Origin of the sequence: Streptomyces rimosus (genome assembly GCF_008704655.1) — a bacterium.
Classification (GTDB): Bacteria; Actinomycetota; Actinomycetes; order Streptomycetales; family Streptomycetaceae; genus Streptomyces; species Streptomyces rimosus.
Map to the genome: position 1 here is coordinate 2,826,922 of NZ_CP023688.1, position 21,307 is coordinate 2,848,228.

The 21,307-nt window shown below is 71.6% G+C and carries 15 protein-coding genes and 1 pseudogene; 5 read left to right on the top strand and 11 right to left on the bottom strand.

Going from position 1 to position 21,307, the window contains the following annotated elements; all coding sequences use genetic code 11:
* Positions 1–40 precede the first annotated feature (40 nt).
* A complete protein-coding gene (locus tag CP984_RS42615) occupies positions 41–172 on the bottom strand; it encodes a hypothetical protein (protein ID WP_003985226.1) in 132 nt (43 codons plus the stop codon).
* Between the two features lie 355 nt (positions 173–527).
* Between CP984_RS42615 and CP984_RS11480 the strand changes: the two genes are divergently transcribed.
* Positions 528–1,187 (top strand): Uma2 family endonuclease, encoded by a 660-nt coding sequence (locus CP984_RS11480; RefSeq protein ID WP_003985227.1) that lies wholly within the window; start codon positions 528–530, stop codon positions 1,185–1,187.
* A 68-nt stretch (positions 1,188–1,255) separates the two neighbouring features.
* Here the strand turns inward: CP984_RS11480 and pruA are convergent, their stop codons facing one another.
* A complete protein-coding gene (gene pruA / locus CP984_RS11485) occupies positions 1,256–2,887 on the bottom strand; it encodes an L-glutamate gamma-semialdehyde dehydrogenase (RefSeq protein ID WP_003985228.1) in 1,632 nt (543 codons plus the stop codon).
* A 108-nt stretch (positions 2,888–2,995) separates the two neighbouring features.
* A complete protein-coding gene (locus tag CP984_RS11490) occupies positions 2,996–3,922 on the bottom strand; it encodes a proline dehydrogenase family protein (RefSeq protein WP_003985229.1) in 927 nt (308 codons plus the stop codon).
* Between the two features lie 264 nt (positions 3,923–4,186).
* Between CP984_RS11490 and CP984_RS11495 the strand changes: the two genes are divergently transcribed.
* The gene (locus CP984_RS11495; protein ID WP_030179091.1) at positions 4,187–5,515 is read left to right on the top strand and encodes a PucR family transcriptional regulator; all 1,329 of its coding nucleotides are present in this window, start codon (positions 4,187–4,189) and stop codon (positions 5,513–5,515) included.
* Between the two features lie 707 nt (positions 5,516–6,222).
* On the opposite strand, the gene CP984_RS11500 is transcribed toward CP984_RS11495, so the two are convergent.
* From CP984_RS11500 to CP984_RS11535, 8 genes and pseudogenes are all read right to left on the bottom strand, one after another.
* A complete protein-coding gene (locus CP984_RS11500; protein WP_078575494.1) occupies positions 6,223–6,885 on the bottom strand; it encodes a TetR/AcrR family transcriptional regulator in 663 nt (220 codons plus the stop codon).
* A 201-nt stretch (positions 6,886–7,086) separates the two neighbouring features.
* Positions 7,087–8,052, bottom strand: coding sequence for a PRC and DUF2382 domain-containing protein (locus CP984_RS11505; RefSeq protein ID WP_003986035.1), 966 nt, complete (start codon positions 8,050–8,052; stop codon positions 7,087–7,089).
* Positions 8,053–8,317: 265 nt separating this feature from the next.
* Positions 8,318–9,910, bottom strand: a complete 1,593-nt coding sequence (serA, locus tag CP984_RS11510) for a phosphoglycerate dehydrogenase (protein ID WP_003986034.1) — start codon at positions 9,908–9,910, stop codon at positions 8,318–8,320.
* Between the two features lie 300 nt (positions 9,911–10,210).
* Positions 10,211–11,209 (bottom strand): ketol-acid reductoisomerase, encoded by a 999-nt coding sequence (gene ilvC, locus CP984_RS11515; protein ID WP_030179085.1) that lies wholly within the window; start codon positions 11,207–11,209, stop codon positions 10,211–10,213.
* Positions 11,210–11,311: 102 nt separating this feature from the next.
* Positions 11,312–11,836 carry an acetolactate synthase small subunit gene (gene ilvN, locus CP984_RS11520; RefSeq protein WP_003986033.1) on the bottom strand — a complete coding sequence of 175 codons (525 nt, stop codon included), beginning with the start codon at positions 11,834–11,836 and terminating at the stop codon, positions 11,312–11,314.
* 45 nt (positions 11,837–11,881) lie between these two features.
* Entirely contained in the window at positions 11,882–13,750 is a 1,869-nt protein-coding gene (locus tag CP984_RS11525) for an acetolactate synthase large subunit (protein ID WP_003986032.1), read from the bottom strand.
* A gap of 208 nt (positions 13,751–13,958) precedes the next feature.
* Positions 13,959–16,962 (bottom strand): annotated as a pseudogene (locus CP984_RS11530) (putative bifunctional diguanylate cyclase/phosphodiesterase).
* Between the two features lie 332 nt (positions 16,963–17,294).
* Complete coding sequence (locus tag CP984_RS11535; protein ID WP_003986031.1) at positions 17,295–18,257, bottom strand: 2-hydroxyacid dehydrogenase; 963 nt, start codon at positions 18,255–18,257, stop codon at positions 17,295–17,297.
* Positions 18,258–18,344: 87 nt separating this feature from the next.
* On the opposite strand from CP984_RS11535, the gene CP984_RS11540 reads away from it, so the two are divergent.
* From CP984_RS11540 to CP984_RS11550, 3 genes are all read left to right on the top strand, one after another.
* Positions 18,345–19,337: an aldo/keto reductase gene (locus tag CP984_RS11540; RefSeq protein WP_078575493.1), complete on the top strand. Its 993-nt coding sequence runs from the start codon at positions 18,345–18,347 to the stop codon at positions 19,335–19,337.
* A gap of 472 nt (positions 19,338–19,809) precedes the next feature.
* Positions 19,810–20,946, top strand: a complete 1,137-nt coding sequence (locus CP984_RS11545) for a PQQ-dependent sugar dehydrogenase (protein ID WP_003985996.1) — start codon at positions 19,810–19,812, stop codon at positions 20,944–20,946.
* 162 nt (positions 20,947–21,108) lie between these two features.
* Positions 21,109–21,291: a DUF6191 domain-containing protein gene (locus CP984_RS11550; protein ID WP_003985995.1), complete on the top strand. Its 183-nt coding sequence runs from the start codon at positions 21,109–21,111 to the stop codon at positions 21,289–21,291.
* Positions 21,292–21,307: the final 16 nt, after the last annotated feature.

Here is a 21,307-nt window from a genome sequence, read left to right on the forward strand (position 1 = left end):
GCACCGCGCGCCGCACGCCCGCCCACCGGACGGCCGGAGGTCAGTGCCCGGTCGAGCCGCCGTTGTCGCGGCGGTCGAGCGCCCGCTGGAGCGCGGCGGCGGCGTTCTTGCGGTCGGCCTCGTTGGTCGCACGGGCGGAGTGCCGGATTCTGCGGACAGCGGTCTTGGTCATGATGCGCCTCCAATGCCAAAGCCCCGAGAAATGAAACGGAAGCGTCCTTCCGGAAACGGCCGAAAAGCGCGGGGGCCTCGGCACAGCAGGGATCACCTGCCCACACAGCCGGGCCACACCCGCCACCGCTCGATCGAGCGGAACGTTCAGCTTCTACAACGCTAAGCCAGCAACGCCGTGCTGTCTGCACAATTACTTGGGCTTCCTACTATTTGAGACGGGCTATGGCCTGAGGTGCACGATCGGGTGATCGGTCGAGATCCGGGCGCGGGCGGGGACACGGCTCCGTAGCGTGACGGCGTCGCTTGTGCCATGGGGCCGGGCGCGCCCACACTTGAGGAGGAGGTGCTACGCCATGACCGCTCTTGCCCATGAGACCCCCTGGGGCTTCGCCCCCGAACCGTCCGGCCAGGAGGTGCCCAGGCCGGATCTGGATGAGGTCCTGTGGCAGGCGTGGGAAGCCATGGAACTCCCCGAGGGCTTCCACGCCGAGATCATCGAGGGGTTCATCGAGGTGTCGCCGACAGGCTGTTACGCGCACAGCCAGATCGCCAACAAGCTGCGCCGCGCCGCCGACAGATATTTGGCCGACGGACCGTACGCGGGTCACCAGGACACCAATGTGGTCCACGATCGCAAGGTTTGGATTCCCGACGTGATCATCGCCCTTGAGGATTTCGAGGCGCAGGACGTCATCGAACACGGAGTCGGAGTCAAAGCCTCTGCTGTGGAGGTGGCCGTCGAAGTGGTCTCCCCTGGCCACAACAGCATCACGCGCGACCGCGTCCGCAAGCGCCGTGCCTACGCCCGTGCTGGCATCCCCGTCTATGTCCTCGTCGACGACCATGATCTCCGCGGCATCGTCACCGTGTTCACCTCCCCCATGCCCGACAAGGGCGACTACGCCGCCGAACACCGAGTCCCCTACGGCACCGACATCACCATCCCCGAAGGCCCCGCCAAGGGCTTCGTCATCGACGAGACGATCACCGGCCCCCCACGCGGCGACCGCTGACCGTACGCGGACGGCCCGGCCCCCCACCAAAGGGGCGCCGGGCCGTCCGCGTGCTACGGGGCTACGGCTCAGCCCATGTGCGGGTAGCGGTAGTCCGTCGGGGCGACCATCGTTTCCTTGATGGCGCGGGGGGACATCCAGCGGATGAGGTTGAACTTGGAGCCGGCCTTGTCGTTGGTGCCGGAGGCGCGGCCGCCGCCGAAGGGCTGCTGGCCGACGATGGAGCCGGTGGGGCGGTCGTTGAGGTAGAAGTTGCCGGCCGCGAAGCGCAGCTTCTCCGACGCCTCGACGAGGACCTGGCGGTCCTGGGCGAGGACGGCGCCGGTCAGGGCGTACGCCGAGGCGGACTCCATCTGCTCCAGCATCGCGTCGAAGTCGGCGTCCTCGTAGACGTGGACGGCGATGATCGGGCCGAAGTACTCGGTCTTGAAGACCTCGTTCTCCGGGTCGGAGCAGGCGATCACGGTCGGGCGCACGAAGTAGCCCACCGAGTCGTCGTACGTGCCGCCCGCGACGATCTCGCAGGTCGGGTCCTGCTTGGCGCGGTCGATCGCGGCCTTGTTCTTGGCGAAGGAGCGGTCGTCGATGACGGCGCCGATGAAGTTCGACAGGTCGGTGACGTCGCCCATGGTCAGGCCCTCGACCTCGGCGACCAGGTCGTCCTTGAAGCCGCCCTCCCACAGGGAGCGCGCGATGTAGGCGCGGGAGGCCGCGGAGCACTTCTGGCCCTGGTACTCGAAGGCGCCGCGGGTGATGGCGGTCTTCAGGATCGCCGGGTCGGCGGTCGGGTGGGCGACGATGAAGTCCTTGCCGCCGGTCTCGCCGACCAGGCGCGGGTAGGAGCGGTAGTTCGTGATGTTCTCGCCGACCGCCTTCCACAGGTACTGGAAGGTGGCGGTGGAGCCGGTGAAGTGGACGCCGGCCAGCTCCGGGTGCGGCAGCGCGACCTCGGAGACCTCCTTGCCGTCGCCGGTCACCAGGTTGATGACGCCCTTGGGCAGGCCGGCCTCCTCCAGGAGCTGCATGAGCAGGATCGCGGAGTGGGTCTGCGTGGGGGACGGCTTCCAGACGACGACGTTGCCCATGAGGGCGGGCGCGGTCGGCAGGTTGCCGGCGATGGCGGTGAAGTTGAAGGGCGTGATCGCGTAGACGAAGCCCTCCAGCGGGCGGTGGTCCAGGCGGTTCCAGACGCCGTTCGGCTGGATGGGCGGCTGCTCCTGGAGCAGTTCGCGCGCGAAGTGGACGTTGAAGCGCCAGAAGTCCACCAGCTCACAGGGCGCGTCGATCTCGGCCTGCTGGGCGGTCTTGGACTGGCCGAGCATCGTGGAGGCGGCGATGGTCTCGCGCCACGGGCCGGACAGCAGGTCCGCGGCCTTGAGCAGGATCGCGGCGCGGTCGTCGAAGGACATGGCGCGCCAGGCCGGGGCGGCGGCCAGGGCGGCGTCGATGGCGTCCTGGGCGTCCTGGCGGGTGGCGTTGGCGTACGTGCCGATGACCGCCTTGTGGTTGTGCGGCTGCACGACGTCGAAGCGCTCGCCGCCGCCCATCCGCTTCTCGCCGTTGATGGTCATCGGCAGCTCGATGGGGTTCTCGGCCAGCTCCTTGAGCTTGGCCTCCAGGCGCGCCCGCTCGGGGGAACCGGGGGCGTAGCCGTGCACCGGCTCGTTGTACGGGGCGGGGACGTGGGTCACGGCGTCCATGTCGGCCGTCTCCTTCGGTCGGGGGTGTGCGGGTGCGTCACGTTGTGGGGCGCCCGGCCGCGGCGGCGGCCCGGCGCGCGGGGTCCGGCCGCGGGCCGGACGCCTGGCTCAGCCCTTGGTGGCGAGCGAGCGCAGGAAGAACACGAGGTTGGCGGGCCGCTCGGCGAGGCGCCGCATGAAGTAGCCGTACCAGTCGGTGCCGTACGGGATGTAGACACGCATCCGGTGGCCTTCCGCGACCAGGCGCTGCTGCTCGGCCTCGCGGATGCCGTAGAGCATCTGGAATTCGTACTCGGCGGGCTTGCGGCCGAAGCGGCGGGCCAGCTCCTGGCCTATCGCCACCATCCGCGGGTCGTGCGACCCGATCATCGGGTAGCCCTTGCCCGCCATCAGGATCTTCAGGCAGCGTACATACGCCTTGTCGACCTCCCGCTTGTCCTGGAACGCGACCGTCGCGGGCTCCTTGTAGGCACCCTTGACCAGGCGCACGCGGGAGCCTTCCCAGGCCAGCGCGTGGCAGTCCTCCTCGGTGCGGAAGAGGTAGGACTGGACCACCGCGCCGGTCTGCGGGAAGCGGGCGCGCAGCTCGCCGAGGATCGCCAGGGTCGAGTCGACCGTGGTGTGGTCCTCCATGTCGAGGGTGACCGTGGTGCCGGCCTCGGCGGCGGCCTCGACGACCGGGGTGACGTTCTTCAGCGCCAGGTCGTGGCCGCCGGGCAGGGCCTGTCCGAAGGCGGAGAGCTTGACCGACATCTCGGCGCGCTCGCCGAGGCCCAGGTCCTTCAGGGCGGCGGTCAGGCGGAGGTAGGCGTCGCGGTTGCGCAGCGCCTCGGCCGGGTCGGTGATGTCCTCGCCGAGGTGGTCGAGGGTGACCTCCATACCGCGGTCGGCAAGGGACCGTACGGCGGCCATGGACGCGTCCAGCTCCTCGCCGGCGACGAAGCGGTCCACGACCGGGCGGGTGACCGGAGCGGCCGAAACGATACGGCGGATGCTGTCGCTGCGCGCTGCTGCGAGAAGCACGGGACCCAGCACGGGGCACCTCCACGATTCAGGGTGACATTGCCGGACAGGCGCCGGGCAGGCGGGCGCGACGGCAAGATGAGCCACCTGAAACTTAAGGATCTCGCTACTTCCCGGCCATCGACAGCTGTCTGGCCTTCGTGGCCGGGATCTCAGACAGATGTATGACAATGGTGGACGACCACAACGGCACCGGTGGGCGCACGTCCCCCGGTGACCGCACGGACACCGGGGGCACACCGCCCCGGGGAGCGACGGAAAGGAGCCGCGCGGCGCATGCGGGGCGATTACCAACAGCTCGTGGACGAGATCTCGGCCGCCCTCGGCGCACCGGCCACCCTTGAGGACCGCGATTTCGGGCTGATCGCCTTCGGCGCCCACGAAGGCGACGACGACCTGGTCATGGACCCGGTACGGACCCGGTCGATCCTCCAGCGCCGCTCGACGGCGGCCGTACGGGCCTGGTTCGAGGCGTTCGGCATCGCCCGCGCGACGACGGCGCTGCGCATCCCGCCCGACCCGGCGGCCGGCGTCTTCAAGGGGCGCATCTGCCTGCCCGTACGCCATCGCGGCATCGTCCACGGCTACGTCTGGCTGCTGGACGACGGCCACCTGACCGACCTGGAGCTGGGCGGGGGCGGGACGCCTCCGGACCCCCGTATCGAGCAGGCGATGGAGTCGGCCGCGGGCATCGGCGCCCTGCTGGCGGCGGAGGCGCGCGCGGGCGCCGAGCTGGGCGACCTGCTGCGCGCGTTGCTGCTGTCGCGGCCCGGGGAGCGTTCCTCCGCGGCGGCGGCGCTGCGCGACGGCCTGCGCTCCGCGCCGGACGCGCCCCTGATGGTGGTCGCGGTGACGCCATGGGACGTCCCCGAGGCCGATCAGGCGCCACTGCCCAATCTGCCGGGGCTGCTCGCCGCCTGCACACTGCCCGCCGCGAATGCGTCCGCAAACGGGTCCACGAATGGCGCCGAGGCCCCGCGCCCGGCCCCGTCCGCCGCCCCGTCCGCCCCGGCGGCACGCCGCGCCACCCCCGCCCCGCCGCCGCGCGCGACCGCCGACGCCCCGTCCCTGGCGGCTCTCGTACGGCTGCGCTCGCCGTCCTCCCTCGCCGCGGCCCACACGGTGGCCGAACACCTGCTGCGCTCCCCGCGCGCGGGCGGGGGCCTGGCGCCGTCCGGGGCCGGTTCCCCTACGTTGCCGGTGGCCGCCGGGCTCGGTACGCCCGTACGGGAGTTGGCCGGATTGCCCACCACCTGGCACGAGGCGCTGGCCGCGGCGCGGGCCGCCCGCGCCGAGCCGCGGCTGGGCCCGGTGGCCGAATGGGCCGCCATCGGCTCGTACCGCCTGCTGACCGGCCTGCCGTCGGCCGAACCGGACTCGACCGTCCGCCCTCTGCTGGCGCCCGCGCACAGTGAACTCGCCCGTACCGCCGAGGTGTTCCTCGACTGCGCGGGCCAGGCGGGCCGCGCCGCCCAGGCGCTCGGTATCCACCGCCAGACGCTTTACTACCGGCTCGGCCGCGTCGAGAAGCTGACCGGTCTGGACCTGGACGAGGGCGGGGACCGGCTGCTGCTGCACATGGCGCTGAAGACGGCGCGGTTGTGAGGCGATGGCGGCAGGCACCGGTGCGGTAGTGAGGTGTCGGTGGCAGGCACCGGCGTCGTGGTGAGGTGGTGGTGGCATGTGCCAGGGGCGTCCCGGCCCGGTGGTCAGGCGGGGCGGCGCTGTAGATCGCTCCGGCTCGCGCGCCGTGCGCCCCGAGCGCGCACGGCCTCCGCATCCAACGGCCCGCACGCGAATACGCATTGTTGAGTACTGGACAGGCGAGAGGTCCGGACGCACGATGTGAGTCGGCGGGCACCCGGAAACCTGAGGCGAATCGGGCTGTCCGCACAGGGTGCGGCCGCCGCCGGGAGAAGAACCGGAACCGGCGGCGACCGGTACCGGGCGACGGGGCTCCTCTTCCCCCTCACCCGGCACTGACCGCCCTTCCTGGTGGGCCGGGGGCGCGCGGGAGGGCCCCTGGCTGGACAGGCCGGGAAGGGCGGGGCCGGAGTCGCTTCGTTCGCTGCGTGGCGCGGATCTCCGGCCGATCATGGGTGGGAACTGCTCGGCGACCTCTGGGTCTGGGAGATCCGGGCCCGGCGGCAGCTGCTGCCTGGTCCCGTACGGCGAGCCTAGAACCTGGCGGCGCGTCCGGACAAGTGGCACACGGTCAAATACCGAACGCTATCGGCCGGTTGACCAGCCGGGCCGAACACGGTGCGGGCGGACCGTCGTGCCAACAGGAACCGGCCGGTCCACCGCCGGTCCTAGACCGCCCCGGCCCCTCCCCCGGAACTCCCCTCCCCCATCGCGCCGCCTTCACCTTCCGTACACCCCGCGCGCGGCCCGAGCACCGAGCCCGACAGGACCCGCCGCATCGCCTCCACGAGGTCCCCGCCCGAGGGCACCGACCCGGGGTTGATCAGGGACTGCACCATCAGGCCGGTGAGCAGCGCCTGGTAGAAGGAGCCGACGACGCGCGCCGTCTCCGCGTCGACCGCGCTGTCCGGCACGCCCTCGAAGACCGCGACCAGCCCCTCGCCGCCCTCCGGCAGGACCGGGGCCAGCGCGGTGCGCAGCTCGGGGTCGCGGGGCAGCAGGCCGAACACCTCGACCTGGGAGGTCACGAACTCCCGCTGCTCCTGGAAGCGGCGCAGGATCAGGTCCCACATGGCCGCGAACCGCTCCACCGGGTCGCCCTCCGGCGCCGGCCCGCCGGCCTCGCCCGTATCGGCGAACCCCGCGCCCCACTCCGCGGCGGTCTCCACCAGCGCCTGGCGCATCAGGACGTCCTTGGAGCCGTAGTGGTAGCCGATGGAGGCCAGGTTGGCGCCGGAGGCGGCCACGATGTCGCGGGCGGTGGTGCGTGCGTACCCCTTGTCGAGCAGGCAGCGCTTGGCACCTTCCAGCAGGTCTTCGCGGTGTCCCATGCGGTCAGCCTAAGTCCGCCGGACACCTGTCCTGTACGGGCGTCTCATACGGCTGTCCGTCCTTGATACGCCCATATATGTACGGAGGGACGCGATCGCCCCTGCCCGTACGGAGAGCCCGGCCCGCCACACACGCGGTGCGGCGGGCCGGGCTCTCCGAACGGCGGAACCGCCGGAAGCGGCGGCGCCTCGCGTGCCTCCCTACCGGCCCCGCTCGGGCCCCATGCCGCCCCGCTCCGGACCCGGGCCGCCCCGGTTCCGGCGGCCGCGACGGCCGGTGGCCTTGCCGTCGTCGAACTCCACCTCTTCGCGGTGGACTTCGGTGTTGACCTCCTGCTGCTCGGTGACCCGCTCGGTCTCCAGCCGGATGCGCTCGACGGGCACGCTCTCCTTGCGTACGACGGCCTGCTCCTCGTAGAGCGTGACCTCGACCTCGCCGTCACCGAGCTTGTGCTGCCCGGTCCGGCCGGTGCGGCGCTCCTCGTCGCTGATCTTCTCGCGGACGAGGTGCGCCTCGTCGTGGCTGACCGGAACGGTGCGGTGCACCTCTTCGGTGGTCACGTGCTTGCGCAGCCGGGCGCGGCCCGCCTCGTGCGCCTCGGTGCCCAGCTCGACGTGCTCCTCGGAGATGATCATCTCCGGGTTCTGCTCCTTGGCGCGCGCGTCGGTGTCCCGGCCGCGGGACATGGCACCGGCCCCGGCACCCGCCAGCGGCCTGGACTCGGTCCGCTCCCGGCGGCGCTCCTCCGGCGGGCGCATGCCGGGCGCGCCGGCGGCTCCGGCGGTACCCATTCCGGCACCGGCGGCCGTGGTGCGGCCCGGTACCGTGCCGGACGGCGCGGTGCCCGGACGCGCTATCCCGTAGTGCCGGTACAGCCGCTCCTCCTCGCCCGGTTCCAGGTGGCCGTCCGCGTCGATCCGCGGCGCGTCCTTGATCTGGTCCTTGGTGTACGGAACCTGGCACTCGTCGCCCACGCGCCGGGCACCGGCGAGCGGTACGAAGGTCTCCTTCATGCCGAACAGACCGGTCCGCACGGTGATCCACTCGGGCCTGTCGGTGGCGTCGTCCCGGTATATCTGCTGGACCGAGCCCACCTTGGTGCCCTCCGCGTCGACCACGTTCTTGCCGGTCAGCTCCTGAGGGTTCTCACCCAGGGGTGCGTTCATGGCGTCGCTCTCCTTCCGCACGCGCCGGCAGGGGGCACGCGCAGTTCCCATTGCGCGTCGCCCCGCGAAGCGCAGCGAGTCGGAAAACCCCCGGAACACCGGTCCGGCGGCGTGTTTCCGGGGCGCCCGGCATCACCCCGCGCTACGCCGAACGGGTGAATCGTTGCGGGATCACCCAACGGCTCCCGACACCCGTACGGCACCGGGCCCGGACTCCCGCCGCAGCGGAGGTCCGGGCCCGGTGGTGCACGGTCCGGCCGTGGCGTCAGTCCGTGAGGTTGACCGCGCGCGCCGAGGTGGCGCCGATCTCCTCGGCGATCTCGGCCAGCACCGCCGGCGGGATGGTGTCGTCCACGGTCAGCGCGACCAGCGCCTCGCCGCCCGCATCGGCCCGGGAGACCTGCATGCCCGCGATGTTGATGCCCGCCTCGCCGAGGATCCGGCCGAGGGTGCCGACCACGCCGGGGCGGTCGCCGTAGCGCAGGAAGGCCATGTGGTCGGCGAGCGCGAGGTCGATGGAGTGCTCGCCGACCGCGACGATCTTCTGCTGGTTCTTGTTGCCGGCCAGCGTGCCGGAGATGGAGATCTCGTCGCCGCCCGCGAGGGTGCCGCGCACCGTGACCACGTTGCGGTGCTCGGCCGACTCGCTGCTGGTGGTCAGGCGCACCTCGACGCCGCGCTCCTGCGCGAACAGCGGGGCGTTCACATACGAGACGGTCTCGGCGACCACGTCCTCGAACACGCCCTTGAGCGCGGACAGTTCCAGCACCTTGACGTCATGCTGGGTGATCTCGCCGTACACCTCGACGTCGAGGCGGACCGCGACCTCACCGGCCAGCGCGGTGAAGATCCGGCCCAGCCGCTCGGCCAGCGGCAGTCCCGGCTTGACGTCCTCGGCGATCACGCCGCCCTGGACGTTGACCGCGTCCGGCACCAGCTCGCCCGCCAGCGCCAGGCGCACCGACTTGGCGACCGCGATGCCCGCCTTCTCCTGTGCCTCCCCCGTGGAGGCACCGAGGTGCGGGGTGGCGACGACCTGGTCGAACTCGAACAGCGGGGAGTCCGTACAGGGCTCGCTGGCGTACACGTCCAGGCCGGCGCCGGCCACCCGGCCCTCCTTGAGGGCGCTGGCCAGCGCGGCCTCGTCCACGATGCCGCCGCGCGCGGCGTTGACGACGCGCACCGTCGGCTTGACCTTGCGCAGCGCGTCGTCGCCGATCAGGCCGATGGTCTCGGGGGTCTTGGGGAGGTGGACGGTGATGAAGTCCGAGACCTCCAGCAGCTCCTCCAGGGAGACCAGCTTCACGCCCATCTGCGCGGCGCGGGCGGGCTGCACGTACGGGTCGTACGCGACGATCTTCATGCCGAAGGCGGACATGCGCTGCGCGACCAGCACGCCGATCCGGCCGAGGCCGACCACGCCGAGGACCTTCTCGGACAGCTCGACGCCGGTGTACTTGCTGCGCTTCCACTCGCCGTTCTTCAGCGCGGTGTTGGCCTGCGGGATGTTGCGGGCGGTGGCGATCAGCAGGCCGCAGGCCAGCTCGGCGGCGGTGACGATGTTGGAGGTCGGCGCGTTGACGACCATCACGCCGGCCTTGGTGGCGGCGGACACGTCGACATTGTCCAGGCCGACGCCGGCGCGGGCGATGACCTTCAGTTTGCGGGCGGCGGCGATGGCCTCGGCGTCCACCTTGGTGGCGCTGCGCACGAGGATCGCGTCGACGTCGGCGATGGCCGGCAGCAGCTCCGCGCGGTCGGCGCCGTTGCAGTGCCGGATCTCGAAGTCCGGGCCGAGGGCGTCGACGGTGGCGGGCGAGAGTTCCTCGGCGATCAGAACGACAGGTTTCGAGCTCACGTGGTCTTCATCCTCACTAATCCTGGGGGCCCCTCCCGTACCCCTTGCGGCAACGGGGGAGGACGGCCGTCCCGACGGCCGAAGGCGGTGAAGGGGGCAGCCGCGTGGAAGACGCACGACGCTGTGAGCCTGACGCGCTTGTGCTGTGCAGTGTAGTGGCGGGCCCCTTCCGTTCATCCGCCGTTTCGGAAGGATCACCCGGCAGTGGTGTGACGGGATGGACAACACCGCGGTGCGGGTGCGGCCGGCCGTCATGGCGAACGGGGCCGCAGCGTGTGCCACGGCCCCGCGCCGAACGGCTTACTGCTCCTCGTCGACCCAGCTCATGAGCTTGCGGAGCTTCTTGCCGGTGGTCTCCAGCAGGTGGTCCTCGTCGGCCTTCTTGTACTCGTTGTACTTCGGCAGACCGGCGTTGTACTCCGCCATCCAGTTGTTCGCGAAAGTGCCGTCCTGGATCTCGGCGAGCACCTTCTTCATCTCGGCCTTGGTGGCGTCGTTGACGATCCGCGGGCCGGTGACGTAGTCGCCCCACTCGGCGGTCTCGGAGACCGACCAGCGCATCTTCTCCAGGCCGCCCTCGTACATGAGGTCCACGATCAGCTTCAGCTCGTGGAGGCACTCGAAGTACGCGATCTCCGGCTGGTAGCCGGCCTCGACCAGCGTCTCGAAGCCCGCCTTGACCAGCGCCGAGGCGCCGCCGCAGAGCACCGCCTGCTCACCGAACAGGTCGGTCTCGGTCTCCTCGGTGAATGTGGTCTTGATGACGCCGGCGCGGGTGCCGCCGATGGCCTTGGCGTACGACAGGGCCAGCGCGAAGGCGTTGCCGGAGGCGTCCTGCTCGACGGCCGCGATGCACGGCACGCCGCGGCCCTCCTCGTACTGGCGGCGCACCAGGTGGCCCGGGCCCTTGGGGGCGACCATGCACACGTCGACGTGCTGCGGGGGCTTGATGAAGCCGTAGCGGATGTTCAGGCCGTGCCCGAAGAACAGCGCGTCGCCGTCCTTGAGGTGGTCCTTGACGGACTCCTCGTAGACCTTGGCCTGGATCGGGTCCGGCACCAGGATCATGATGACGTCGGCCTCTTCGGCCGCCTCGGCGGGGCTGACCACGCGCAGCCCCTGCTCCTCGGCCTTGACCTTCGACTTGGAGCCCTCGTGCAGGCCGACGCGCACGTCGACGCCCGAGTCGCGCAGGGACAGGGCGTGGGCGTGGCCCTGGCTGCCGTAGCCGAGAACCGCGACCTTGCGGCCCTGGATGATGGACAGGTCGGCGTCGTCGTCGTAGAACAGCTCGGCCACTTCGGGTATCTCCTTGGATCTAGCTGGTTGCCGACACATTACGTCGGGCTCGTCAGGAATGGTTCAGGGGTCTCGCGATACGGTCCGTACGGGCCCGTACGCTCAGGCGGAGCGGTCCAGTGCGCGCAGCGAGCGGTCCGTGATGGACCGGGCGCCGCGCCCTATGGCGATGGTGCCGGACTGCACCAACTCCTTGATGCCGAACGGCTCCAGCATCTTGAGCATCGCTTCGAGCTTGTCGCTGCTGCCGGTCGCCTCGATCGTCACCGCGTCCGGGGAGACGTCGACGGTCTTGGCACGGAAGAGCTGGACGATCTCGACGATCTGCGAGCGGGTCTCGTTGTCGGCGCGCACCTTGGCCAGCACCAGTTCCCGCTGGACCGCGGAGCCGGGTTCCAGCTCGACGATCTTCAGGACGTTGACGAGCTTGTTGAGCTGCTTGGTGACCTGCTCCAGGGGGAGCGATTCGACACTCACCACGATGGTGATGCGGGAGATGTCGGGGTGCTCGGTGACGCCGACGGCGAGCGAGTCGATGTTGAATCCGCGGCGGGAGAACAGCGCGGCGATCCGGGCCAGGATGCCGGGGGTGTTCTCCACCAGGACGGAGAGCGTGTGCTTGGACATGGTCGGTCTTCTTCCTTCTATCCGCGTCTCGCGCGTCCCGGTGGCTCAGTCGTCTTCGCTGTCGCCGAAGTCGGGGCGGACGCCGCGGGCCGCCATGACCTCGTCGTTGGAGGTGCCGGCCGCGACCATCGGCCAGACCTGGGCGTCCTCGTGGACGATGAAGTCCACCACCACCGGCCGGTCGTTGATCGCGTTGGCCTTGGCGATCACCGCGTCCAGCTCGGCCGGGTCCTCGCAGCGCATCGCGACGCAGCCCATCGCCTCGGCCAGCTTGACGAAGTCCGGCACACGGGTGCCGGCGCCGGCCACCCCGGCCGTGGCGGCGCAGTCCTCGGGGCCGCTGTGCAGGACGGTGTTCGAGTAGCGCTGGTTGTAGAACAGCGTCTGCCACTGGCGGACCATGCCCAGGGCGCCGTTGTTGATGATGGCGACCTTGATCGGGATGTTGTTCAGCGCGCAGGTGACCAGCTCCTGGTTGGTCATCTGGAAGCAGCCGTCACCGTCGACGGCCCAGACCGTACGGTCGGGACGGCCGGCCTTGGCGCCCATCGCGGCCGGGACGGCGTAGCCCATCGTCCCGGCGCCGCCGGAGTTCAGCCAGGTGGACGGTGTGTCGTAGTCGATGAAGTGGGCGGCCCACATCTGGTGCTGGCCGACGCCCGCCGCGTAGATGGTGCCCTCGGGGGCCAGCTCGCCCAGGCGCTGGATGACCTGCTGCGGGGCCAGGCTGCCGTCGTCCGGGTGGGTGTAGCCGAGCGGGTAGGTCTCGCGCCAGCGGTTCAGGTCCTTCCACCAGGCCGTGTAGTCGGCGCTGTGGCCGGCGGCGTGCTCGGCCTGGAGGGCGACGACCAGGTCGGCGATGACCTCGCGGGCGTCACCGACGATCGGCACGTCGGCCGCGCGGTTCTTGCCGATCTCCGCCGGGTCGATGTCGGCGTGCACGATCTTGGCCAGCGGGGCGAAGGAGTCCAGCTTGCCGGTGACCCGGTCGTCGAAGCGGGCGCCGAGCGCGACGATCAGGTCGGACTTCTGCAGGGCCGTGACGGCGGCGACCGTGCCGTGCATGCCGGGCATGCCCAGATGCTGCGGGTGGGTGTCGGGGAAGGCGCCCAGGGCCATCAGGGTGGTGGTGACGGGCGCGCCGGTCAGCTCGGCCAGCACCTTCAGCTCGGCGGTGGCGCCGGACTTCAGCACACCGCCGCCGACGTACAGGACCGGGCGCCGGGCCTCGGTGATCAGCCGGGCGGCCTCGCGGATCTGCTTGGCGTGCGGCTTGGTCACCGGGCGGTAGCCGGGCAGGTCGGTGTGCGGCGGCCAGGAGAAGGTGGTCTGCGCCTGGAGGGCGTCCTTGGCGATGTCCACCAGGACCGGGCCCGGGCGGCCCGTGGAGGCGATGTGGAACGCCTCGGCGATGGTGCGGGGGATCTCGGCCGCGTCGGTGACCAGGAAGTTGTGCTTGGTGATCGGCATCGTGATGCCGCAGATGTCCGCCTCCTGGAAGGCGTCCGTGCCGATCGCCTTGGAGGCGACCTGGCCGGTGATCGCGACCATCGGGACGGAGTCCATGTGGGCGTCGGCGATCGGCGTGACGAGGTTGGTGGCACCGGGCCCCGAGGTGGCCATGCAGACGCCCACCTTGCCGGTGGCCTGGGCGTAGCCGGTGGCGGCGTGGCCGGCGCCCTGCTCGTGGCGGACCAGGACGTGACGGACCTTCGAGGAGTCCATCATCGGGTCGTACGCGGGGAGGATGGCGCCCCCCGGAATGCCGAACACGGTGTCGGCCCCGACCTCTTCGAGCGAACGGATGAGGGACTGCGCGCCCGTGACGTGCTCCACGGTGGCGGGCGCGTGCGCCCCGCCGGAGTGACGGGCCCGCGGCTGCGGATGGTGGGCCCCGGTGGCCTGCTCGGTCATCTGCGTCTCTTCTCGAAGCTGAGGGTTTTGGTGGGGTATGGGGGCAGTTATGCAACAAAAAACCCCTCGTGCCGTGAGGCAAGCGAGGGGAGCGCGCCGGTGCGGAGCGCTGGGTTTCTTCAGTGACCCAGCTTCAGCCGACGCGCTTTCCAAGTACGAGAATTCGGGTGCGCATGGAACTGACCCTCCCCCCGGGGCCAGCCGAGTGTCAAGTGGGTGGGACGGAGGTCTCACTATTTGGGCGCAGCGGAGGCCGTGCCAGGGCCGCCTCCGCTGCGTCCCGGCCGTCCCCCGGCGCGAATCGCCTGGGCAGTTCGCCCAGCACCCGTCCGGGTGACACCGGTTCGCGCCCCTTCTTGACGTGGCGTACGGGCAGGCCCGTACCACTGAGCACCACCGCCCGGCCCTCGCTGCCCGGACCCGGCACCGGATAGCCGCCCTGGGTCAGCGCGCGGCGCAGCCGGTGTTCGTCCAGCGGCCCGGAGAAGGCCATGCCCTGGCCGTGGGTGCAGCCCATCGAACGCAGCGCGACGACCTGCTCGGGCAGGTCGACGCCGTCCGCGACGGACTGCATGCCGAGGTCGGCGGCGATCCGCAGCAGCCCGGACGTGATCTTGTGCAGCCGGGCGGAGTCCACCACCCCGTCGACCAGGTCGCGGTCCAGCCGCAGCACGTCGACGGGCAGCCGGCGCAGCGCGCCGATGGCGGCCGCGCCACTGCCGAAGCCGTCCAGGGCGATCCGCACCCCCAGGCGGCGCAGGGCGACCAGACGCCGCTCCAGCTCCTCCAGAGGTATCCGCGGATCGGTGTCGGCCAGCTCCAGGACCAGCGACCCGGACGGCAGGCCGTGCCGGGACAGCAGCGCCTCGATGCTCTTGGGCGGCAGCGCGCGGTCCAGCAGCCGGTGGGCGGAGATCCGCACGGCCACCGGGACCGGATGGCCCGCCCGGTGCCGGCCGGCGGCCTGCTGCACCGCCTCCTCCAGCTGCCAGCGGCCCAGCTCGGCGGTCCGGTCGCCGTCCTCCTTGAGACGGCCGCGGTCACCGACCCGCAGGAACTCGGCGGGGGTGAAAAGTATGCCCTGGGCGGAGCGCCAGCGGGCGAGCGCGGCGACCGCCGTGATCCGGCCGTCGGCCAGCTCCACCACGGGCTGGTGCAGCAGTGCGAACTCGCCGTCGTGCAGCGCCGTGCGCAGCTTGGTGGCCAGCTCGGCGCGGCGCACCACGTCGGCCTGCATCTGGGGTGCGTACAGCTTGACGCAGCCCTTGCCGGCCTGCTTGGCGCGGTACATCGCCAGGTCGGCGTTGCGCATCAGGGGGCCGGGGGTGATGCCCGGCTCGGCGAAGGCGACGCCGATGCTGGCGGCGACCCGGACGTCCCGGCCGTCGATCTTGTACGGCTCGGAGAGCCGGATGCGCAGCCGGTCGGCGACCTCCAGGATGCGGTGCTCCCGGGCGGCGTGGTCACGGGTGCCGTCGCCCATGATCAGCGCGGCGAACTCGTCGCCGCCCAGCCGGGCCGCGGTGTCCCCGGCCCGTACGGATTCGGCCAGTCTGCGGGCGGCCTGGACGAGCAGTTCGTCGCCCGCCTGATGGCCGATGGTGTCGTTGACCTGCTTGAAGCCGTCCAGGTCGATAGAGCACGGCGGTGCCCGGATCGGTGGCGCGGCGGCCGGTCAGCGCCTGGCTGACCCGCTCGGTGAACAGGGCCCGGTTGGGCAGGTCGGTGAGCGCGTCGTGCGAGGCGTTGTGCTGGAGCTGCGCCTGGAGGCGGACGCGTTCGGTGACGTCGCGGGAGTTGAAGATCAGGCCGCCGTGGTGGCGGTTGACCGTGGACTCCACGTTGAGCCACTTCTCCCCGCCGGGGCGGTTCTCCCCTGCCCGGAACCGGCACTCGATACGGGTGGTCGGTTCCTCCTCGGGCTTGGCCGCGAGGAATCTGCGCACCTCGTGCACCACGCGTCCCAGGTCCTCGGGATGGATGAGGGAGGCCAGCTCGGAGCCGACCAGTTCCTCCGCGTCCCGGCCGTAGACCCCCGCGGCGGCGGGGCTGACGTAGCGCAGTATCCCGGTCGGCGCGGCGATCATGATGACGTCGCTGGAGCCCTGGACCAGGGAACGGAAGTGGTTCTCCTTCTGGGCCAGTTCCTGCGTGAGGGTGATGTTGTCGAGCAGCATGATGCCCTGACGCACGACCAGGGCGAGGACGACCGTGCAGCCCGTGAAGAGCACCACGCGGTCGATGCGGCGGCCGTCCAGGACGTTGTACAGGATGCCCAGGGTGCACACGGCGGCGGCCAGGTACGGGGTGAGCGCGGCGAGCGAGCCGGCGATGGGCCGGGTGGCCGCCGAGGTGGCCGGCGGTGTGCGCGGCGCGGAGCGCTCGGTGGCGGCCGGCGCGGTGTCGCCGCCGGGCAGCCGTCGGGCCACCCACGGCGCGTACGTCAGAAGCATCGAGCCGGCGAACCAGCCGGCGTCCAGGATCTGGCCGGAGCGGTAGTGCTCGCGCAGCAGCGGCGAGCTGAACAGCGCGTCGCACAGCACCGTCAGGGCCAGCGCCGCGATGGCGGTGTTGATCGCCGAGCGGTGCGCCGAAGAGCGCTTGAAGTGCAGCGCGAGCACCATGCTCACCAGCACGATGTCCAGCAGCGGATAGGCCAGCGCGAGCGCGCCCTGCGGCACGCTCTGGCCCTGGAAGTGCGCGGTGTGCGCGAGCGCCAGGCTCCAGGACAGCGTCAGCAGCGAGCCGCCGATCAGCCAGGCGTCCAGCCCCAGGCACACCCAGCCGGCCTTGGTCACGGGCCTCTTGGCGAGGACGAGCAGGCCGACGATGGCGGGTGGTGCGAAGAGCAGGAAGCAGAAGTCGGCGAGCGACGGACTCGGGACCGGCTCGCGCAGCACGAATTCGTACCAGCCCCAGATGCCGTTGCCGAGCCCCGCCATCGTGGAGGAGGCGGCGAACAGCAGCCAGGCGGGTCGAAACCGGCCGTGGTGCCTGCGGGAGTACAGGAAGCAGGAACCGGCGGCCGCGAAGGCGGCCAGGCTCAGTCCGAAGTCGCCCATGAACAGGGCGAGTTCGGTAGATCCCCAGCCGAGCGCGGCGCCCAGGGCGTAGCCGCCGCAGACCACCGCGAGCACGACCTGCGGCACCACGCCCGGGGCCCCGCCGGCCTGCACCGGCGGCCGGGTGAGGACCGCGCCCGTGGCGCTCACCGCTCTCTCCTCCCGTGCGCCGCGGGGCCTCGTCGTGGTCGGTGCGCGCGTGACACCCGACGCGCCCAGGGCCCCGGAGGTGTCCCTCCAGGTGATCGCGGAGTGCTTGTTTCGCGATTCGTCCATCGGCCGTACATCGCCCGTCGCCCCCCTCGGTTCCGGTCTTTCGCACTGCGCCGCATCACTCCCGGCGCGGCCCCCGCTCGGACGATACACCAGGATCGTCACTCAGGGACATAGCCGCTCTACGCAGCGTGACTGCGGGTGGTATGCGGATACCCAGTGCAGTCGTACGGCCCCGTAGAGCTACCCGCAAGGGGGTCGGGCAGGATTCACCCGGCCGTAGCCACGACGTTGCGCAAGGGCTCGCCGGTGGCGAAGCGCGACAGCTGATCTCTCATGAGACGCTTCGCGCGGGGCAGGAAGGCAGAGCTGGGGCCACCGACGTGTGGAGTGATGAGCACGCCGGGAGCGTGCCACAACGGGTGTCCGGCGGGCAGCGGTTCCGGGTCGGTGACGTCCAGGGCCGCGCACAGCCGACCGGATTCCAGCTCCGCAAGCAGCGCCTTGGTGTCCACGACGGCGCCGCGCGCGACGTTCACCAGCAGCGCCCCGTCCTTCATCCGCGCCAGGAAATCGCTTCCTACCAGGCCACGGGTGGTGTCGGTGAGCGGCGTCGCGATGATCACGACGTCCGCTTCGGGCAGCACGGCGGGCAGTTCGGCGAGCGGAAGCACGGGCCCGCGCACGGTCTCACGTGCGGTGCGCGCAATGCGTGCCACCCGCGCACACTCGAAAGGCGTGAGCCGGTCTTCGATCGCACTGCCGATCGAGCCGTAACCCACGATGAGCACCGTCTTGTCGGCGAGAGCGGGCCGGAAGCCGGTCGCCCACCGCTCCTCGTCCTGGCTGCGGACGAAGTCCGGGATGCCGCGGAGCGCGGCGAGCGTGAGGGTCAGCGCCAGCTCTGCGGTGCTGGCATCGTGCAGTCCACGGGCGTTGCACAGCTGGGTCCCAGGGGGCATGTGGGGCAGCGCGGGCAGCATGTGCTCGATTCCGGCGGTCAGCGTCTGTACGGCCCGCAGGCCGGTCATCTCCGGCAACGGTCGTACGGACGCCTCAGCGCCCTTCATGTACGGGACCACATAGAAGGCGCAGCGGGCGGGGTCGGCGGGGAACTCCGGCCCGGCGTCCCAATGGACGTAGCGGAAGCAGTCCGGGAGTCCGCCGACCTCGTCGGGAGGGATCGGGAGCCATACGTCGTTCGCGGCGGTGCGCGGGTCCTCAGGTGCCATGGCCAGAGGCTATGCGATGCCCTCCGTGCCCAGACGTTAGTTTGGTCAGGCCCTTGATCGGGGGCGAGGGGATGGAGGCACGACCGCGTGGAGCGCAGGACAATCGGGGCTACAGCGCTCGAAGTGGGTGCTATCGGACTCGGCTGCATGCCGATGAGCTGGGGGTACACCGAGTCGCAGCGCAACGGGGAGGGCTCGCTGCGCGCCGTGCACGCCGCGCTCGACCGGGGCTGCACCCTGCTGGACACCGCCGACATGTACGGTCCGTTCACCAACGAACTGCTGGTCGGCCGGGCCCTGAAAGAGCGCCGCGCGGAGGCTTTCGTTTCGACCAAGGTGGGGCTGCTGGTGGGCGAGCAGCACATCGTCGCCAACGGGCGGCCCGGGTACGTGAAGCGGGCCTGCGACGCCTCGCTGCGCCGCCTCCAGACCGATGTGATCGATCTCTACCAGCTGCACCGGACCGACCCCGAGGTGCCCATCGAGGAGACCTGGGGCGCGATGGCGGAACTGGTGGCGGCCGGAAAGGTGCGGTCGCTGGGGCTGTGCGCGGTGGGCGCGCGCGCCGGGCGCCGCCGGGGCACGCGGCTGTACGACGGGACGCTGCGCCAGTTGGAGCGCGTCCAGCAGGTGTTCCCGGTCAGCAGCGTGCAGGCCGAGCTGTCGGTGTGGTCGAAGGAGGCGCTGGAACAGCTGCTGCCGTGGTGCGTCACGCGGGGCGTGGGTTTCCTCGCCGCGATGCCGCTGGGCAACGGCTTCCTCACCGGCACACTGACGCCCGGCCAGGGCTTCGAACCGGAGGACATACGGGCCCGGCACCCGCGCTTCACGGCCGAGATGATGGCCGCCAACCAGCCGGTGGTGGCCGGTCTGCGCCGGGTCGGCGCGCGCCACGGGGCCACGCCGGGGCAGGTGGCGCTGGCGTGGGTACTGGCGCAGGGGCGGCATGTGGTGCCCGTACCGGGGACGAAGAAGGAACGTTGGGCCGCCGAGAACGCCGCGGCGGCCGGCCTGGTACTGGACCGCCGGGACCTGGCGGAGATCGCGGCGCTGCCACCGGCGCGGGGGTCCTGGGACTGAGTCCGGGGCCGGGCGCCGGCGTCAACTTAGCAGGGTGGGGGCAGCGGGGCGGGTGACGGGAGCGGGGCGCCCGGCGGGCGGTTGACGGGCGCGGGACTACGGCAGCCGGTTGACGGGCGTGGGGCGACAGCGGTCGGTTGACGGGCGCGGGGCGGTGGTGGCCGGGTGGGGGGCATGGGGCTACGGCGGGCGGCTGACGGGTGTGGGGCGACGGCGGGCGGTTGACGGGCACGGGGCGGTGGCGGCTGGTTGACGGGCGCGGGGCTACGGCGGGCGGTTGACGGGAGCGGGGCGACGGCGGGCGGTTGACGGGCACGGGGCGGTGGCGACCGGTTGACGGGCACGGGACCACGGCGACCGGTTGACGGGCGCGGGGCGGTGGGTCGGAGTGGGGGCCTGACTTGGGGGGTGGGGTGTGGTGTCGTAAGGCGGGTTCCGTCGACGAGAGGACTTCGCCGTGCAACGACGCTCCGTGACCTCCGTGTTGGCCGCCGCCTCGCTGCTGCTCGCGGCGGGGTGCTCGTCCGGCGGCGCGCCGGGCGGGGCCGGCTCCGCCGCCGCCTCGTCCCCGGGCGGTCCGCGGCCCTCCGCCTCCGTCTCCGCCCCGCCCGCCAAGGGCTCGGTGACGGTGACCGGCACCCTCACCACGGATCTCACCTCACCCTGGGGAGTGGCCGCGCTGCCGGGCGGTGACCTGCTGGTGTCCTCGCGCGACACCGGCAAGGTCTGGCGGGTGGCGGCGGACGGCGGCCGCAAGACCGAGCTGGGGACGGTGCCGGGGGTGGCGCCGGGCGGCGAGGGCGGCCTGCTGGGGCTCGCGGTGGCACCGTCGTACGGCCGGGACCACCAGGTGTACGCGTACTTCACCACCGAGTCCGACAACCGCGTCGCCCGCATGCTCTACGACGAGAAGAAGCCCGCGGGCCAGCAGTTGGGCGCGCCCGACACGGTGCTCAAGGGCATCCCGAAGGGAACGGTCCACAACGGCGGCCGGATCGCCTTCGGTCCGGACAAGATGCTCTACGCGGGCACCGGCGAGACCGGCGACACCGGCCTCGCGCAGGACAGGAAGTCGCTGGGCGGCAAGATCCTGCGCATGACGCCGGACGGGCAGCCGGCACAAGGCAATCCCGACGCCGGTTCGGTGGTCTACAGCTACGGGCACCGCAATGTGCAGGGCCTGGCCTGGGACGCCGAAGGGCGGCTGTGGGCGGCCGAGTTCGGCCAGAACACCTGGGACGAGCTGAACCTGATCGAGCCGGGCAAGAACTACGGCTGGCCCGAGGTGGAGGGCAAGGGGCGGGGCGACGCACGGTTCGTGGACCCGGTGGCGCAGTGGGCCACGGCGGACGCCTCGCCGAGCGGCATCGCGTACGCCGAGGGTTCGATCTGGATGGCGGGGCTGCGCGGCGAGCGGCTGTGGCGGATTCCGCTCGCCAGTCGGCAGGCGTCGGCGCCGCCGCAGGCGTTCCTCAAGGGGGAGTACGGGCGGCTGCGTACGGTCGTGCCGGCCGGTGACGGCGGGCTGTGGCTGGTCACCAGCAACACGGACGGGCGCGGGGAGCCGAAGAAGGGCGACGACCGGATTCTGCGGCTGAAGGTGAGTTGACGGTGAATTGACGGCTGCCCGGCCGGTGCGCGCCTCTCGGTGGGTGCCCACCGGAGCGCGGCAGGCGGCCCACGCGGGAGCTAATCGGTCCGCACTCGCCCGTTTCGTTCCGTTGGTGCCTACACTCGTCGTACGGGACAGGCCACGTCGTCAGGGGGCGGGATGTTCAACCTGGTGGAGGAGTTGTTCGCGCCGGGGCGCAAGCACACCGACGAGGAGCGGCGACGGCTGACCCTGGTGGTCACCGACACCGGCGACAGCGATCCGGGCAAGGGGCCGATAGATCTGTCCTCGGGCAAGGTCACCATCCGCCTGCCGGAGCAAGGTCCGCCGCCGGAGTCCTGACGGACGGCCGCCCTCG

Coding starts and splice junctions, on each gene's coding strand:
- CP984_RS42615 (WP_003985226.1), bottom strand. CDS start 172: ATGACCAAGACCGCTGTCCGCAGAATCCGGCACTCCGCCCGTGCGACC.
- CP984_RS11480 (WP_003985227.1), top strand. CDS start 528: ATGACCGCTCTTGCCCATGAGACCCCCTGGGGCTTCGCCCCCGAACCG.
- pruA (WP_003985228.1), bottom strand. CDS start 2,887: ATGGACGCCGTGACCCACGTCCCCGCCCCGTACAACGAGCCGGTGCAC.
- CP984_RS11495 (WP_030179091.1), top strand. CDS start 4,187: ATGCGGGGCGATTACCAACAGCTCGTGGACGAGATCTCGGCCGCCCTC.
- CP984_RS11500 (WP_078575494.1), bottom strand. CDS start 6,885: ATGGGACACCGCGAAGACCTGCTGGAAGGTGCCAAGCGCTGCCTGCTC.
- CP984_RS11505 (WP_003986035.1), bottom strand. CDS start 8,052: ATGAACGCACCCCTGGGTGAGAACCCTCAGGAGCTGACCGGCAAGAAC.
- ilvN (WP_003986033.1), bottom strand. CDS start 11,836: ATGTCCAAGCACACGCTCTCCGTCCTGGTGGAGAACACCCCCGGCATC.
- CP984_RS11525 (WP_003986032.1), bottom strand. CDS start 13,750: ATGACCGAGCAGGCCACCGGGGCCCACCATCCGCAGCCGCGGGCCCGT.
- CP984_RS11535 (WP_003986031.1), bottom strand. CDS start 18,257: ATGGCACCTGAGGACCCGCGCACCGCCGCGAACGACGTATGGCTCCCG.
- CP984_RS11550 (WP_003985995.1), top strand. CDS start 21,109: ATGTTCAACCTGGTGGAGGAGTTGTTCGCGCCGGGGCGCAAGCACACC.